This is a genomic window from Candidatus Woesearchaeota archaeon (assembly GCA_018302225.1).
GTDB lineage: Archaea > Nanobdellota > Nanobdellia > SCGC-AAA011-G17 > JAGVZY01 > JAGVZY01.
Genome location: JAGVZY010000005.1, coordinates 24,445 through 39,457, shown reverse-complemented (window position 1 = coordinate 39,457; position 15,013 = coordinate 24,445). Strand labels below are relative to the sequence as shown.

20 protein-coding genes are annotated in these 15,013 nt (G+C 28.8%); 9 read left to right on the top strand and 11 right to left on the bottom strand.

Features of this window, described 5'->3' with window-relative positions; all coding sequences use genetic code 11:
* The coding region (locus J4403_00850; protein MBS3166740.1) for a hypothetical protein at positions 1-579 on the top strand (579 nt) is incomplete at its 5' end.
* Between the two features lie 72 nt (positions 580-651).
* Here the strand turns inward: J4403_00850 and J4403_00845 are convergent.
* The 5 genes from J4403_00845 to J4403_00825 form a co-directional block, all read right to left on the bottom strand.
* Positions 652-1,065, bottom strand: a complete 414-nt coding sequence (locus J4403_00845; protein MBS3166739.1) for a hypothetical protein — start codon at positions 1,063-1,065, stop codon at positions 652-654.
* A 144-nt stretch (positions 1,066-1,209) separates the two neighbouring features.
* Positions 1,210-2,238 carry an AAA family ATPase gene (locus J4403_00840; GenBank protein ID MBS3166738.1) on the bottom strand — a complete coding sequence of 343 codons (1,029 nt, stop codon included), beginning with the start codon at positions 2,236-2,238 and terminating at the stop codon, positions 1,210-1,212.
* A complete protein-coding gene (locus tag J4403_00835; protein MBS3166737.1) occupies positions 2,192-3,826 on the bottom strand; it encodes an AAA family ATPase in 1,635 nt (544 codons plus the stop codon). Before J4403_00835 ends, J4403_00840 begins: the two co-directional genes overlap by 47 nt.
* Positions 3,827-4,022: 196 nt before the next feature.
* Positions 4,023-4,535 (bottom strand): IS630 family transposase, encoded by a 513-nt coding sequence (locus tag J4403_00830; GenBank protein ID MBS3166736.1) that lies wholly within the window; start codon positions 4,533-4,535, stop codon positions 4,023-4,025.
* Complete coding sequence (locus J4403_00825) at positions 4,520-4,978, bottom strand: transposase (GenBank protein ID MBS3166735.1); 459 nt, start codon at positions 4,976-4,978, stop codon at positions 4,520-4,522. Before J4403_00825 ends, J4403_00830 begins: the two co-directional genes overlap by 16 nt.
* Before the next feature lie 252 nt (positions 4,979-5,230).
* Between J4403_00825 and J4403_00820 the strand changes: the two genes are divergently transcribed.
* From J4403_00820 to J4403_00795, 6 genes are all read left to right on the top strand, one after another.
* Entirely contained in the window at positions 5,231-5,923 is a 693-nt protein-coding gene (locus J4403_00820) for a hypothetical protein (protein MBS3166734.1), read from the top strand.
* Between the two features lie 167 nt (positions 5,924-6,090).
* Entirely contained in the window at positions 6,091-6,381 is a 291-nt protein-coding gene (locus J4403_00815) for a hypothetical protein (GenBank protein MBS3166733.1), read from the top strand.
* A gap of 129 nt (positions 6,382-6,510) precedes the next feature.
* Positions 6,511-6,909 (top strand): translation initiation factor IF-5A, encoded by a 399-nt coding sequence (gene eif5A / locus J4403_00810; protein MBS3166732.1) that lies wholly within the window; start codon positions 6,511-6,513, stop codon positions 6,907-6,909.
* On the top strand, positions 6,906-7,070 hold the full coding sequence (locus J4403_00805) for a 50S ribosomal protein L40e (GenBank protein MBS3166731.1): 165 nt from the start codon (positions 6,906-6,908) through the stop codon (positions 7,068-7,070). The genes eif5A and J4403_00805 overlap by 4 nt, the downstream gene beginning before the upstream one ends.
* 17 nt (positions 7,071-7,087) lie before the next feature.
* The gene (locus tag J4403_00800) at positions 7,088-8,272 is read left to right on the top strand and encodes a site-2 protease family protein (GenBank protein MBS3166730.1); all 1,185 of its coding nucleotides are present in this window, start codon (positions 7,088-7,090) and stop codon (positions 8,270-8,272) included.
* A gap of 7 nt (positions 8,273-8,279) precedes the next feature.
* On the top strand, positions 8,280-9,020 hold the full coding sequence (locus tag J4403_00795; protein ID MBS3166729.1) for a TatD family hydrolase: 741 nt from the start codon (positions 8,280-8,282) through the stop codon (positions 9,018-9,020).
* Positions 9,021-9,101: 81 nt separating this feature from the next.
* On the opposite strand, the gene J4403_00790 is transcribed toward J4403_00795, so the two are convergent.
* Positions 9,102-9,239, bottom strand: a complete 138-nt coding sequence (locus J4403_00790) for a hypothetical protein (GenBank protein MBS3166728.1) — start codon at positions 9,237-9,239, stop codon at positions 9,102-9,104.
* Positions 9,240-9,335: 96 nt separating this feature from the next.
* Here J4403_00790 and J4403_00785 point away from each other — a divergent pair, with 96 nt between their 5' ends.
* Both J4403_00785 and twy1 read left to right on the top strand, forming a co-directional pair.
* The gene (locus tag J4403_00785) at positions 9,336-10,277 is read left to right on the top strand and encodes a phosphate uptake regulator PhoU (protein MBS3166727.1); all 942 of its coding nucleotides are present in this window, start codon (positions 9,336-9,338) and stop codon (positions 10,275-10,277) included.
* A gap of 65 nt (positions 10,278-10,342) precedes the next feature.
* A complete protein-coding gene (gene twy1, locus J4403_00780; protein MBS3166726.1) occupies positions 10,343-11,281 on the top strand; it encodes a 4-demethylwyosine synthase TYW1 in 939 nt (312 codons plus the stop codon).
* Here twy1 and J4403_00775 read toward each other — a convergent pair.
* From J4403_00775 to J4403_00755, 5 genes are all read right to left on the bottom strand, one after another.
* A complete protein-coding gene (locus tag J4403_00775; protein ID MBS3166725.1) occupies positions 11,278-11,736 on the bottom strand; it encodes a YkgJ family cysteine cluster protein in 459 nt (152 codons plus the stop codon). The two genes, twy1 and J4403_00775, sit on opposite strands and share 4 nt — an antisense overlap.
* A gap of 1 nt (position 11,737) precedes the next feature.
* Positions 11,738-12,313, bottom strand: a complete 576-nt coding sequence (locus tag J4403_00770; protein MBS3166724.1) for a metallophosphoesterase family protein — start codon at positions 12,311-12,313, stop codon at positions 11,738-11,740.
* Positions 12,314-12,680: 367 nt separating this feature from the next.
* On the bottom strand, positions 12,681-13,277 hold the full coding sequence (locus J4403_00765) for a hypothetical protein (protein MBS3166723.1): 597 nt from the start codon (positions 13,275-13,277) through the stop codon (positions 12,681-12,683).
* A gap of 239 nt (positions 13,278-13,516) precedes the next feature.
* On the bottom strand, positions 13,517-14,539 hold the full coding sequence (locus J4403_00760; protein MBS3166722.1) for an AAA family ATPase: 1,023 nt from the start codon (positions 14,537-14,539) through the stop codon (positions 13,517-13,519).
* Positions 14,536-14,892, bottom strand: a complete 357-nt coding sequence (locus J4403_00755) for a hypothetical protein (GenBank protein MBS3166721.1) — start codon at positions 14,890-14,892, stop codon at positions 14,536-14,538. Before J4403_00755 ends, J4403_00760 begins: the two co-directional genes overlap by 4 nt.
* Between the last annotated feature and the right edge of the window lie 121 nt (positions 14,893-15,013).

Here is a 15,013-nt window from a genome sequence, read left to right as displayed (position 1 = left end):
TCTTCAATCACCGGTTTTGCAACACATAAATCTAAAGATAGAAAGAATAACGAATTTTCTCCATTAATACAAACTCGGGATATAAAAAGGTATTACCTTGATTGGACAGGCGAATATATTGAAAACAAAATTTATTCTAATAAATTACAGGAGTTATTTAAACAAAAGAAGATAGTTATTGCGAGGGTAACAAAATCCATTCAAGCTACGATTGATGAAGAAAAAAATTATGTGGGAAAATCTTCTATTTTAATACCAAAAAATAAAGAATTATTTGAGATATTATTAGCTATAATCAATTCAAAATTAATAGATTTTTATTATCGTGCTAAGTTTGAAACTACCCATATGGCTGGGGGATATATTAGATTTGACATCCCCTATTTAAAACAATTACCTGTTAGATTACCTAACGAGAAACAAACTAAAAATATTATAGAACTAGTAAATAGAATGAGAAAAGCGTCAAAAGAAAAACAAGAGCAACAAATCCAAAATATAGATTATGAGCTAAATGAAGAAATCTACGAAATTTATCAAATTTCTACAGAAGAAAAAAAGGTTATAGAAGAATCTTAAATCTTTTAAATAAAAACCCAAAAAAATTATTAACCCAGCGATAATTTATAATGATTAAGATAAATGTAATGACTAAAGTTTTAGAGTAATAGAAGACATTTCTTGCAAGAAAAAGGAATTATTACAAATTTTGTGGGGTGATAATCTAAAATTATCCGTTCCACATAAAAAATTGCCGATAATTTCATGAAATAAAAAGACTAAAAGAATTAATAATGATACCTTCTTATAATTTTTTTTAGAAAATTTTAAATACAGATATGTCAATAATATAGCTAACAAGCTTGTTATAAATATCCCACCAAAAAAACTTAAAATAGACATATGTTCCATATAAGTAGACTGGGGCGCTTTTAGTCCAAATGGAGGAATTTCAACCCAATTATAAAAGTGAGGTACAATCCATTCTCGTTTTATAATCAAAGAATCAAAAAAATTGCCAACTATATGTCCTCCTTCATGAAGATAAAAGGATAAGACCAACATTAAGTAAGAAAATGTAAAACAAATTAAACTCAGAAGAAAAAGTTTGGCAAGAAAAAATAGACCTACTAAAAAGTCTTTGCTTCGAAAAAAATCTTTTATTTTCATCTCAACATCTAATCTCTCATCAATCTAGTCATCCTCAGGCTATCCTAAATAACTCAACTTCTCCTTTATAGCAGCACCTCTCGCTGTCTTCAAATAATCTTCCTCTATTCTTTTATACTTCTCCATATCCTCACTATCAACAGAATTCTTTACCTTTTTCAATGCATCTTTAAAATTATCCATCTTTACTTCTTTTGCATTCTTATCTTTACGTAAAGCTAATATTGCAGCTTCTCTACAAAGAGCTTCTATATCAGCACCAGTATAATTATTAGTTCCTTTACTTAATTCATTAATATTAACATCTTTAGCTATAGGCATACCTTTAGTATGAACCTTTAATATCTCTAATCTTGATTTCTCATCAGGAACAGGAATTAATATTACCCTATCAAATCTTCCAGGTCTTAACAAAGCAGGATCTATCATATCAGGCCTATTTGTAGCTGCAATAACTAAAACATCATTTAATTCCTGTAACCCGTCCATTTCAGATAATAAAGTATTAACCATTCTTTCAGTAACCTTTTCTCCAAATTCCATTCCTCTCTTATGAGCTATAGAATCTACTTCATCAAAAAATATAATTGTAGGTGCAGCTTGCCTTGCTTTCTCAAATATCTTTCTAACACCCTTTTCCGACTCTCCCACGAACATATTCAGAAGCTCTGGACCTTTTATTAAAATGAAATTTGCTTCACTTCCATTTGCAACTGCTTTTGCAAGTAAAGTTTTTCCAGTTCCAGGTGGTCCATATAACAAAACTCCTCTCGGAGGTTTTATTCCCATTCTTTTAAAATTTGCAGAATATTTTAGTGGCCACTCGACTGCCTCTTTAATTTCTTCTTTAATACTTTCCAAACCACCTATCTGCTCCCAAGTAGTATTTGGTTTTTCAATTAATACTTCTCTTAAAGCAGAAGGTCTTACTAATCTCAAAGCTTCTTCAAAATCTATAGGCGTAACAACTAATTTATCCAAAACTTCCTTGGGTATAGGATTCTTATCTCTTAATTTTATTTCAGGTAATAATCTTCTTAAAATAATCAAACAATTCTTTACCCAAATCTTCTTTTCTAGATTCTATAAATTTAATTCTTGGATCATTCTTATCAACAGACTTTCTATAAATTTCTAAGCCATCTAATTCTTTTACTTCTTGATAAATAGACTCTATTATCTCTTTTTTATATTTAAGATCAGATAAATTAGAAACTCTCTTTAACAAGACCTCATTTTTTGAAAGATCTTCACTAAGTTCTCCTACTCTTTTATTATTCTGTTGTATAGAATTTTTAATGCGTCCAATTAAAGTTTCATCATTAGTTTTTAATTCTTTTTCAGCTTCTTTAATCTTAATTCTAAGTAATATTATTTCGTCATTTAATTTTTTCTTTTCATCAATTATTTCTTTAATCTTAGAATCAATTTTACTAATTAAAACTTCTGAAAAAATATCTAAGTGAATCTTTCCTCTCAAAGGCATATTTCTTGTATGTATCTGTAAAATATTATATCTTCCTTTAACATCAGGAACACCAATTGAAATTTCTCTATCAAATCTTCCAGGTCTACGTAAAGCAGGATCAATTGCATTTGGTCTATTTGTTGCACCAATAACAACCACTCTTCCTCTTGATTTTAATCCATCCATTAAAGTTAACAATTGAGAAACAACTCTTCTTTCTACTTCACCATGAACTTCTTCTCTTTTTGGTGCTATAGCATCAATCTCATCAATAAATATAATTGTCGGAGCATGTTTCTCAGCTTCTTCAAATAATTCTCTAACTCTTTTTTCACTTTCACCATAATACTTATTCATAATTTCAGGACCATTAATTAAAATGAAATGAGCTTCTGATTCATTTGCAACTGCCTTTGCAAGTAAAGTTTTTCCACATCCAGGTGGACCATGTAACAAAACTCCAGCAGGAGGTGAAATACTCAACCTTCTAAATATTTCTGGGTGTCTTAATGGTAATTCTACCATCTCTCTAACTTTAGTTATACTTTCTTTCAATCCACCTATATCTTCATAAGTAACATCAGGAACAGATTCTTCAACAACATCGATTGCATTTGGATTTAATTTTACTTGTGTTCCATCGGTAATCAACACAGCTTGTTTTGGTAAAACATCTGCAATTACAAATTTCAAACCACGCAAACTAAAATCACTAAAATTTTCTTCAAACACATTAAATATTTCTTCTAAATTAGGAGTATCAGACATAACTTTTGTTCTTCTTCGAGCACCACCAAGAGAAACTATATCACCTTTAACAACTGCTCTTCCAAGTAAACCTTTTTTAAAAAGATCAGGATGAGCTTGAACCATCACACCTTTTTGTGCCGGTGCAACAGTAATTGCCTTTGCTTCTTTCACATCAGCTTTTCTTACAATTACATTTTCACCAATTGCAGTCTTTGCATTTTTTCTGATTATACCATCCATTCGAATAATTGCTTGACCAACATCAGAAGGATATGCTCTATCAACCAAACCAACAGTTACTCTATCACCTTCAATCTCAACAATATCTCCTTGTCTTACACCTATAGAACGCATAGCTTCAGAGTCAATTCTAATTATACCCTTGTAAGCCTCTTCTTGCAAAGCTTCCATTACCTTTAACTGAATCCCCTCGGCCATACTAATTCTAACCTCAGTCAGTTTAATAAAGTTTTTGCTATCTAATTTAAGAGTGGTTATTTATAAATAAATTTAAGTTTATCATAAACAAAACTAAAAACACTAGGCATTTTTAATATAATTTCTTAACTCTTTTACACTTTTAAACTTATGATACTTCCCTTTCCTTATCTTCTTAAGCTTTCTTAAATATTAGTCAACGACATAAATAGTGCATAAAGTTCTGCATAAAAATATGACTATCCCAAAAATCTTCCAAAACCTCCTGCATAGCATCAATAGTCTTAAAATGCTGTGATCTTGTTACAGCATTTTTGGTTACTTTCCAACAGGTTTCAATAGGATTAAGTTCTGGTGAATAAGGAGGTATATATTCAACTGCAATCCATTTATTTTGTGTTTCTAATAAACTTTTTACACAATCAGTTTTATGAAATCCTGCATTGTCAAGAATAAGCACATATTTTTTGCTTGAATCAAGCCAAGCAAAAAAATCTTTTAGAAAAAAGCTAAATGTTAAACTGTTTTGTGCAATATAGAAATCATAATAAAATTTTGATGAACTAGTAAGTGCGCCAAATACAGTTAACTTCTTATTGCTCCAAAAGAAAGCTCTTTTTGGTTTCTTTCCTTTAAGAAACCAAATTCTTTTATAATCTGTATTTAATTGGAAGCTTGCTTCATCAATAGCAACTATTTCATAGCCCACATACTGCGATTGAAGTTTTTTTTAAAGTCTTCACGAAATTTATCAACTTTATTTTGGTCATGACGAAGATGTTGGGGTCTTGGAGTAATTAAAGAAAAACCCAGTTTATGCATAATTCTTTCAACATGACGCATTGTATAAACTTCACCAATTTCTTGGTGAATAAGTTCCCCAATCTGTTTTGTGCTTACAGCACAATATTGGTTGTTTGCTAATTCAATTTCTCTGAGAATTAGTTCTTTAAGTCTATAGAGAGTTTTTCCTTTTAGTTTTGTTGGTCTACCACTTCGTGGTAGATTTTGTACAGTGCCTTTATTTTTATACTTAGCAAGAAGTCTACTTATGGAAGTCTGATGACATCCTAGCAATTCAGCTATTTCTTGTTGAGTTTTATTTTTTTCATCCCATTTTAGAACTAATTTTCTTTCATTTATTGGTATCATAAATATAAGAAAGAAGTACTTATTTATATGCTTTTCTTTTGTCGGAAACTATATTCAGGCTTTATATCAAATTCATCCTCGTCTTTAACTGATTTCATTTTAATCTAAACTAATTAATCCTCCTCCATTTATAACCCTCACGCATCCATGTCCTCTTGTCATACCCAGAAATAAGACTTAAATCTTAACTCTAAAAGGCCATTTATAAACAACTTTGAAAAGCTTTAAAAATTTATACATTTTTAATAAAATATGACTAAAGAGTTGAACATACTTCAAACCCGAGAAAAGAAAGAAAAAGGTAAAATTATAGAATTTGAATTATTTGGTAAAACAGAATTTATCCCAACTAGACAATTTGATCCTACTCTAAGCCATTTTTTTGGAGAATATGTAATAGATAATTCTCTTAAAAACCCAGAAAAATTTAATACAAACGTAATAGTGGGTTACCTAATAAAAATATGCCCTCCACCTGAAGATAAAATAATCCTTAGTCTTTCAAACCAAAAAAATAACCCTTTCTATACTTATACTCTAGATGTGAATGCAATCAAATCTTCTAAAATAATTAACGAATCAGAGTTTAATATAACTAAAAATATTAACCAAATGCCTGATGAAGAAATAGACGATTTAAAATGGGGATTACTTTCAGCTAATACTCTTGTTACAATTTCTTTACAAAATAACATAAAAGAAACAAATTCAGCTGATAATATCATTACACGTCTTGAACCCTTAAATGAATCTATTTTTCTAAAAAAAGAAATTTTAGGATATATATGTAATACTTCTGCTATTAAACCAGCATTAGGATTAGGGATATCCCCTGCTTATAACTTATCTAGAAGCGGAATTTACAACAAAATTTATGAAATACCTTTTGAAATTATAGAATCATTAAAATATAGAAGTAGATTGAATTCTGATGCTTATTTATAAAGAATTTTAAGTTTATAAACAACTTTGAAAAGCTTTAAAAATCTAAGTTTATTAAAAAAATTATGGCAAACGAAAAAACTTCAACAATTCCAAAACCAGACACGCCCAAGTGTATACGCAGTAGACTTAAACGCAATTGCACAAATTAAATTTTTATCTTAATTAAAATGGCTCAAGACTGGAAACAAACAATAGACCCAACATTAAGAACCTACCTAGAAACCTTAATCTTAGAATCGCAAAAACATAGAAATTCTTATTCAAATTCAAAAAACAAAGCAAATGCACAATTATGGATTGCAAATGCAATTCTATCAAAACAAGTTACTGATTTAAATTTAAAAGTCAAATTCTTAGAAAAAGCTCTTCAAGAGTTATCACCTGGAAAATCAAAGAAAACTTCAAAAGAAGATGAAACAGAAATAAAGAAAATTCTAAGTTCTTTACAAAAAATGTGATTTTAACATTACGCTTACAAAGCCAATTTTTATTTTTAGCCTCTTGAGGGTTTTAACCCGAAAAGGCTGGCATTGATAAAGGTTCATCTTATCGGAACTTTTATAAACCCCTCATTTTTCTTATTTATTATGACAGAAATCAGACAAGAAGAAGCAGCGAGCCTTAAACCGGGCAGATATGTTATATTTGACGGTAAAGCCTGTATTGTTAAAGATAACCAAATATCAAAAACAGGTAAACACGGTCATGCTAAATGTAGAATTGATGCTATTTCTATAGTAGCCAGTCAAAGAATAGTTAAAATGATTATGGGTAGTGATAGAGTAGAAGTACCTATAATTGAAAAGAAAACTGCCCAAGTTTTAACAATCAATGGAAACAAAGCTTCAGCAATGGATACTGAAACTTATGAAACAGTTGAATTAATAATCTCAGAAGAACTTACTTCAGAAGTAAAAGAAGGTTCAGAAGTAGTTTATTGGATAGTTTTAGATGAAAAAGTAATAAAACAGGTAAATAAAAAATGACAAAATTCCCAGAAGCAGCAGCAAGATTATTTAGAAGAGTTTATGTCTGTAGAAAATGTAAGAACAAACAAAAAGCAGATGTTTTAAAAGTCTTAGAAAAAACAGTAAGTTGTAGAAGATGCGGCTCAAAGAGATTGAGACCAATCAAAAGTAAGAAGTAAAAACTAAGAGGTGTTTTTTGAATATAGATTTAATTTTACTTACAGTATTTGGTTTAGTTATACTTCTGATACTTTTACTAAACAAAAAGAATGTAGCTATAGAAAAAATTATTTTTCCAATATTTTATGTTGTAATGTACAGAACAAAATTGGGTTTGAAATTAATGAATAAATTCTCAAAACACAAGATTCTTTCATTGATAGGTATTATTTCTATTATCATAGGTATACTAGGTATGGCTATAATATCAACCGTAATTATTTTTGGAGTAATACCCATAATCTACAGCCCACTAGAATCTCAAAGTAGTGTTTATCCTTTACTTCCAGGAGTTCAAATTCCAGGTTACCCTAACCTTTCATTCTTTCATTGGATTATTGCAATAACTATTTTAGCCGCAGCACATGAATTTGCGCATGGAGTTTATGCAAGACGCCACAATATCAAGGTAAAATCATCAGGATTTGCTTTCTTAGCAATCTTTCTTCCAATTCTACCCGCAGCATTTGTAGAACCAGATGAAAAAAAATTATCAAAACGTTCACCAAAAGCACAATTAGAAGTTTTTAGCGCAGGACCATTTGCAAACCTAATTTTATTTATAATTTTCTTAGGGATATTCCTAGTAATCTCACCAATAGAAGCAAATACAATTAATACACAAGGAGTTATAATTTATGATATAACCGATAATTCAACATTTAATACGCTTCCAGAAAAAAATGAGATCATTACAGAAATAAATGAAATAAAAATCTCAAATGCAAAACAACTGGACAATCAAGTCAAACTTTTAGCAAACACAAATACAACCCTAAAAACAAATTCATCAAATTATAATATTAACTTAGATAACAAAACTAAATTAGGCATTCTTGCTTCAGATTATTCAATAGGATATAAACCTGAAATGCAAGCAAAATATGGTTCATTCTTGCTTAAATCATTTTCATGGACAAAATTATTATTCCTATGGATGACTTTAATTAACTTATTTGTAGGCCTAATGAATCTCCTGCCCATTTTCATAACTGATGGTGGAAAGATGATACAATCATTAGCTTTGTTAATAACCAAACACCCTAGACACAGTAAAAGGATCTGGTTATGGATAAACTCATTTTTCTTACTCCTTATGGCTATTTTAATCTGGCCTTGGATTTTAAAAATCATAAAGATTATAATATCTTTGTTCTTATAACTAAAATATGTATGTAGACATCCACGCACACTTAGATTTAGTAAAAAACTTAGACAAAGTAATACAAAGAGCTAAATCTAAGGGTATAACAAAAATAATCACTTCCGGTTTAGAAACAACTACAAACAAAAAAGCTCTAGAAATTGCAAACAAATATGATATTGTGCAGGCTTCTTTATCCTTATTTCCAAGAAGTGTACTACGTTCTGAAAATTTTAAGCATTGGGATTATGATATAGAATCAGAAAAAGAATTTATTATTCAAAACAAAAACAAAATTGTGGCAATTGGAGAAACAGGATTAGATTATCATTGGACAGGAAAAAAACAAGAACAGATAGAATTATTTAACAAAGTCATAGAACTTTCAGAAGATCTAAACAAACCTTTAATAGTTCACTGTAGAGATGCAGAAAAAGATGTATTTGAAATTTTAAAAACAACAAGCAAAAAAGATATAGTTATTCATTGCTACACCGGTCCATTAAAACTTGCACTAGATACAAATTATTTTTTTAGCATTCCTCCAGCTATAGTTAGAATGAAAAATTTCCAAGAACTTGCAAGAAACATTCCACTAAATAAATTACTCACAGAAACAGATTCTCCTTTTCAATCCCCTCTAAAACATCTTAGAAACGAACCTTGTTTTGTCCCAAAAACAATTGCAAAAATCTCTGAATTAAAAAAAGTTGATTTAGAAAGAGTAAGAAAAGTAATTTATTATAATGCAATAAAATTATTTTAAAAACTGCCAATTCTAACTAATTAATCCTCCAAAAAAACACCCTCCTAATATATTTCAGTTATAACACCTCCTTTAGTCTGCTTAAGCTTCATTACAATAACCAATCATAAATGCGGCTTCCATAGCAGATATCTCGTCATTTTCAAATAAGTCTTCTATATCTTGTTTATCTAGTTCTCCTCTATCTTTTTTCCTTCTCAACTCACTAGTTCTTTTCATATCCACCACCCCCACTTTTTGGCTAATACTATTAAAGTAAAGTTTATATATATGCTTTGTCTATATATTTTATATTAAGTATATAGGGTATATAAAATGTCATTTAGAAAGCTTATAAAGTTCGGAAACGAAACATACATTGTTTCTTTACCTAAGCCCTGGATACTCAAAAATAGGCTTAAAAAGGGGGATAATATTTTTATCACTGAAGAATCAGACTCTTTAACAATAACACCTGAATTTAAAAAGCCAATTAAACCCGCCTATGAAATAATCATAGATATAGAAAATAAGTCAAATGAAAGAGTCTTAAGAGAAATAATTTCTGCTTATATTAATAATTATTCAACAGTCACCTTAAAAAGCAAAAATATTGGTAAAAGAAGTGTTGAACTTCGTGAAATAATTCATAGATTAATTGCACTAGAAATAGTCGAAGAAGATGACACTAAAATTATAGCAAAAGATTTTCTTAATTTAAATGATATTTCTTTAACAGATTTAATTAGAAGAAAAGATACCATCATAAAAACTATGTTTGGAGAAACACCATCAATTCCACTTAAAGTCTCAATAAATTCAATAATTTCAAGAGATAATGATATGAATCGAATGACTTTCCTAGCATTAAGAGTTATAAAATCTGCCCTACAAGATCAAACATTACAAAAAGCATTAAATCATACACCCATTGAACTTTTTGATTTATGGATAGTGGGTTATCATCTTGAAAAACTTTCAGAAGAAATAATGAAAATTGCGAAGATATTCATAGAAATAGAATTATCAAAACAAAAAGAAAAACAAGTTTTAAATATTTACAAAAAAATCTCAAAGTTTTATAATATTACTATGACAGCCTATTATAAAAAGGATGTTCAGTTAGCTTATTCTGTTTCAGATGAAAGAGCCTTTATTAATAAAGCTTGTGTAGATATACTTTCAAAAAACAATCCAAGATATCTAGAAACTCTAACTGAAAGATTTAAAGTCATGACCTCTATCATACACACAATCTGTAGAAAAGTCTATAGTTAATAATTGATAATACAATCTAATCTAAAAACCATAAAGTTTTTTAGTTTATCTCTTTAATTAGATTTATGCTTAACCCAGAACTAAGAAAAAAAGATTTGTATAAACAGGGATATAGATTTGCAGGCTCACACAGTGCCATTAAACCTTGTTTATGGCTTAAAAAATCTTTAAACAATCAAGGGGCTTGTTACAAAAACAAATTTTATGGTATACAAAGCGAAAGATGCATTCAGTCAAGTTTAGATATAGATTATTGTAATCTTTCTTGTGTGTGGTGCTGGAGAGATATAAATTTTAAAACGAAATCTCAAAAAAAGTGGGACTCTCCAAAAGAAATTCTGAATAATCTAACAAAGGAACATATAAAACTAATTCAAGGTTACGGTGGAAATGAAAATGTTTCAAAAGAAAAATTCTCGAATGCTAACCAACCAAAACATTTCGCCTTAAGTTTAAGCGGAGATGCTTGTAATTATCCCCGTCTTCCAGAATTATTAAGAGAAATAAAAAAAAGAAAAATGACTTCATTCTTAGTAACTAATGGAACCTATCCTAAAATGTTGAAAAAAATACTAAAACAACAACCAACTCAATTATATTTAACTCTTCCTTCTTATGATGAAGAAAGTTTTAATAAACTATGTAAACCTCGGTCAAAAGAGCTCTGGAAAAATATTTTAAGCTCATTAAAACTCCTCCCAAAATTCAAAAGAAATACTTTAAGATTAACTTTAGTAAAAAATCTTAATCTAAAACATCCAGAAAAATATGCTAAATTAGTCAAAAATCTAAATATTAAATTCATAGAATTAAAAGCAGCTATGTGTGTAGGCTATGCAACAGAACGAATAGACTATAAACAAATGCCTCTGCATCCAGAAATAAAAGCTTTTGCAGAGCAACTTGCAAAATTAATAAATTATAAAATCATAGACGAATCTAAAGAATCAAGAGTTTGTTTGTTAATGAAAAGAGATTCGAAAGATAGAAAGATTCAGTTTTAATCTATCTTTATCTTCCTTAAAATCTTAAATTCATGGTTTCTAACCAAATCAGTTTCATTAAAATCTGAATATTCCTGAATATGCTCTTTAAAATAAGGGATTATAGTTTTTTCAAAATGTTTTAAATAAGGCTCTGCATCTTTCAAATCATTTAATTTCTTAGCTAGTACACAATCAAGTTCCCAAATAATCCAATAAGGCTCATTTGTTATTTTGTCCACATCTATATCAAATGGAAAAAGTTTACAATCCACAGGTTTAATACTATGAATGTTACATTTTTTATTATCACTATAAAAATAACATTTTGTTGCGTTAATTAATTTACTTATATCATAACCTCTTGCTTTTATTAAATTTAAATCAGGTTTAGTTAGAAACAAAGGTAATTCTATAACTTCGCTATTACAACATTTTACCTTGCAATCTAAACACTCTTTCCACATAGACTTCATTTTAAATCTCAATTAATTTCCCGCCACCCGGATTTATTAATACTGTATTTTGAATAAAATCTACCTTTCCAGCATTCTCATGTAAATGCCCACTCAAAACTAAAGCAGGTTTTTTATTAATAATAAATTCTCTTAAAGGAATTAAACCTCTATATCCCATTTCTAATTTATCAAGCATTGTTTTAAATGGAGGCATATGTGTAACAATAACTAATTTTTTGCCTTTAATATCCAAGTTTTCCACAAAATCACAAAAATCTTCACTTTCTTGAACAAACCCTCCACCACCATAACCTAAAAAAGTATAATCTTCAAATTCAAAAAAATTTTTATGCAAATTAATAATACTCTTTCCAGAAATAGATTCTATTTGTGCTATTGATTCATGATTACCATGAAGAATAAGAAAAGGTATTTCTAAATCAAATCTACTAATGTGCTTTTTTAAATCACCCCCAAAATCAGTCAAATCTCCACAACAAACTAAAACATCTGGTTTAAACACGCTAATATCACTTAAAATTTTATCAATTTTCTTAGTTTCGCCATGTACATCTGTAAAAGCGTATATTTTCATTAAAACCTTAACAAAAAAGAGAATTATAAAACTTTCCAAAAAAAGAAAAAAAGAAAAAGTTAGTCTTTGTCTCTTTGTAAATAACCTAACATAAAACCCACTTCATCATCATCTAATTCTTCTTGCTCAAACAGCTTCTTTACTCCAACTTTAGTGTAAATGTCGTTTTTCATGCTTTACACCCCCTAAAATCATAATGCCTAACATAGGCAAACAACTAAGTTGTATACTTGTTAATTTTTGTATTGTTCTATGGTCCAAAGCTACCATTAAAACCACCCCCAAAAGTTGATATTACTAGTCAAGGCAACTATCTTTAAAACCCTCACGCATCCATGTCATCTTGTCATACCACTGAGAAGTACTATTAACCAAACACAAACTTCCAAGTCAAACAGTTAAATAATGGAAGTATTAACATTAACACCCCTAAAATAAATAATGCAATAATTAAGTAAATTAATATCTCTTTAGGCTCCATAAATTTAGTATCTTTTTGACGTTTAAACTTAAATAGTTTAAAAAACAAAAATGGGACTAAAAAAGATTGCAAAACATAAAACGTACACCAAATAGAAGGAGAATCAGTACACACATTAACAGAAAAGAAAAAATAGCCAAATAAAACATAAATTGCACTTAATATAAATGAAGCATCTGCTATAGTTAAAAGATATAATACTAAAGTTCTTTTAGATTTATTATCTTTCATCTCAAAATAAATCTTAATTGCACAGACATGCCAATAAATAAATAATAATAACCAAATTGCTGCCCAGAAAAACACCGAATTATGTTTCAAATAAAAACTTGATGCACTAAAGTCCATAGGAACAATCAAAATCTGCAAAATAACAAATAAAATAAAAATTAAAGCAATCCAAGAACCTATCTTTTTATTAGACAACACCTCCAATGATTTTAACAGAAAATATACTGCACAAATAGAGATTATCAATCCCATTTTATAAACAATCTGATTATTAGTAACCAAAGCCAAAAATTCAAAAAATTGATGTAAACCTATACACATAAACCCAATTAAAACCGTCCTCAAGAAACACACTTTCCATTTGTCTTTAAATTTTTTAATATAAAAAAGATAATAAACTAAGCAAGAAACTAGTATAATTAAAGCGCTAATAAGCTGGACTTCTTTACTGTAGCACATTTAATGTCTAAAACACTCTAAGTTTATATTTTTTACTTTACAAAGAACTTTCTTTTCAACTCATCTTTCTCTATTCTTACTGCTCTTGCATCAATTAAAGAACTTACCTTTCTATGTAAAGTTCTTTCAGTCTTATCACCACCTGATTTAACATACTCTTGATGCAACTCAGAAAAACTCAAACCTGGATTCTGTTTAATCAATTCTAAAATTTGCCTTTCATCTTCATCCAATTCTTTATGATTATAATTCACCATATTTCCAATTGCTTTAGAAACATCATCTTTAGATATTTTTCTAGAATTTCTTGCTTCAGCAATATTTCCAGATTCTTTTAATAAAAACAAGCCAACTCTTAAATCTCCAATCTCAAAAGTTTTATCACTAATCATTTTTATCTCTTCTAAACCAATTACACCTTCATAAAAAGCATATCCAACTCTTTGCTTTAAAATTTCATAGATTTCTTCAAGACTATATTTTTTAAATTCAACCTTAGACAACATCAAACGTGATTTAACTCTTTCATCAATAGAATTAATCCATTCTTCATCATTTACAATTAAAATCAAAGTTTTCCTATAAATATCTTCAACTACATGGTATAAAAAATCTAAATCTTCTAATTGATCAGCTTCATCTAAAACAAAAACAACTTGAGTTTTATTCATCTTAGAAATCAAACTTCCCAAAATCTCTTCACTTCTTTTATTTTGAGCCCAAGGATAATTTAACAAATTACAAATCTCAGTAATTATTTTGTAAGAAGTATTTTTCTTCCAACAATTAATAAAAAGAACACTTATATCCTCGGCTTTTTCTTCAAGCTCATCTAAAACATGTTTAGTCGCAACAGTTTTTCCAATTCCAGGACTTCCAAAAATAATTAAATTTCTTCCGTTCTTTTTTTCGAACAAAGGTTTTATCGCACCTGCAACTGTATGTTGCTCATTCTCTCTATAAGGAATTAATTTAGGAACAAAACTTGGATCCAAAGCAATATCATTTTTGAATATACTTTCCTCACCACCCAGAGCATCATCAAAAAAACTCATATTTCTTCAACTCCATCTTTAGTCAGAGCAACAAATCTCATCCCAACACCCATTTTTAACAAAGCACTCATCAAAGCAAGATGTTCTTTACCACTTCCAGAAATAATATTAACCCCCACTTCAAAACCCTTAATTTTATCCTTCAAAAAATTATAAATATCATCCCTTAATTCTTTTATACCCTTCTCTTCGTCTATCAAAAGAACTTCAACATTAGCTTCAGCTTTAAAATTCTGCCTTCCAAATTCATTAGTTAGAATAAAGGTTTTATCCCATTTGCCTTCTTTTATAAGTCTTGCAACATGTCCCCAAGTGCCTTTTCCACTAGACAAACAAGCAACTAATTCAGTCATAGAATTACAACTAACTTATCATTTAAGTAATTAACTATACTTTAAAATATACTAACCAAACTTATATTTACTAATTAAAATAGATAAAGACAATAAGAACACTATAAAATTTGCAATCATT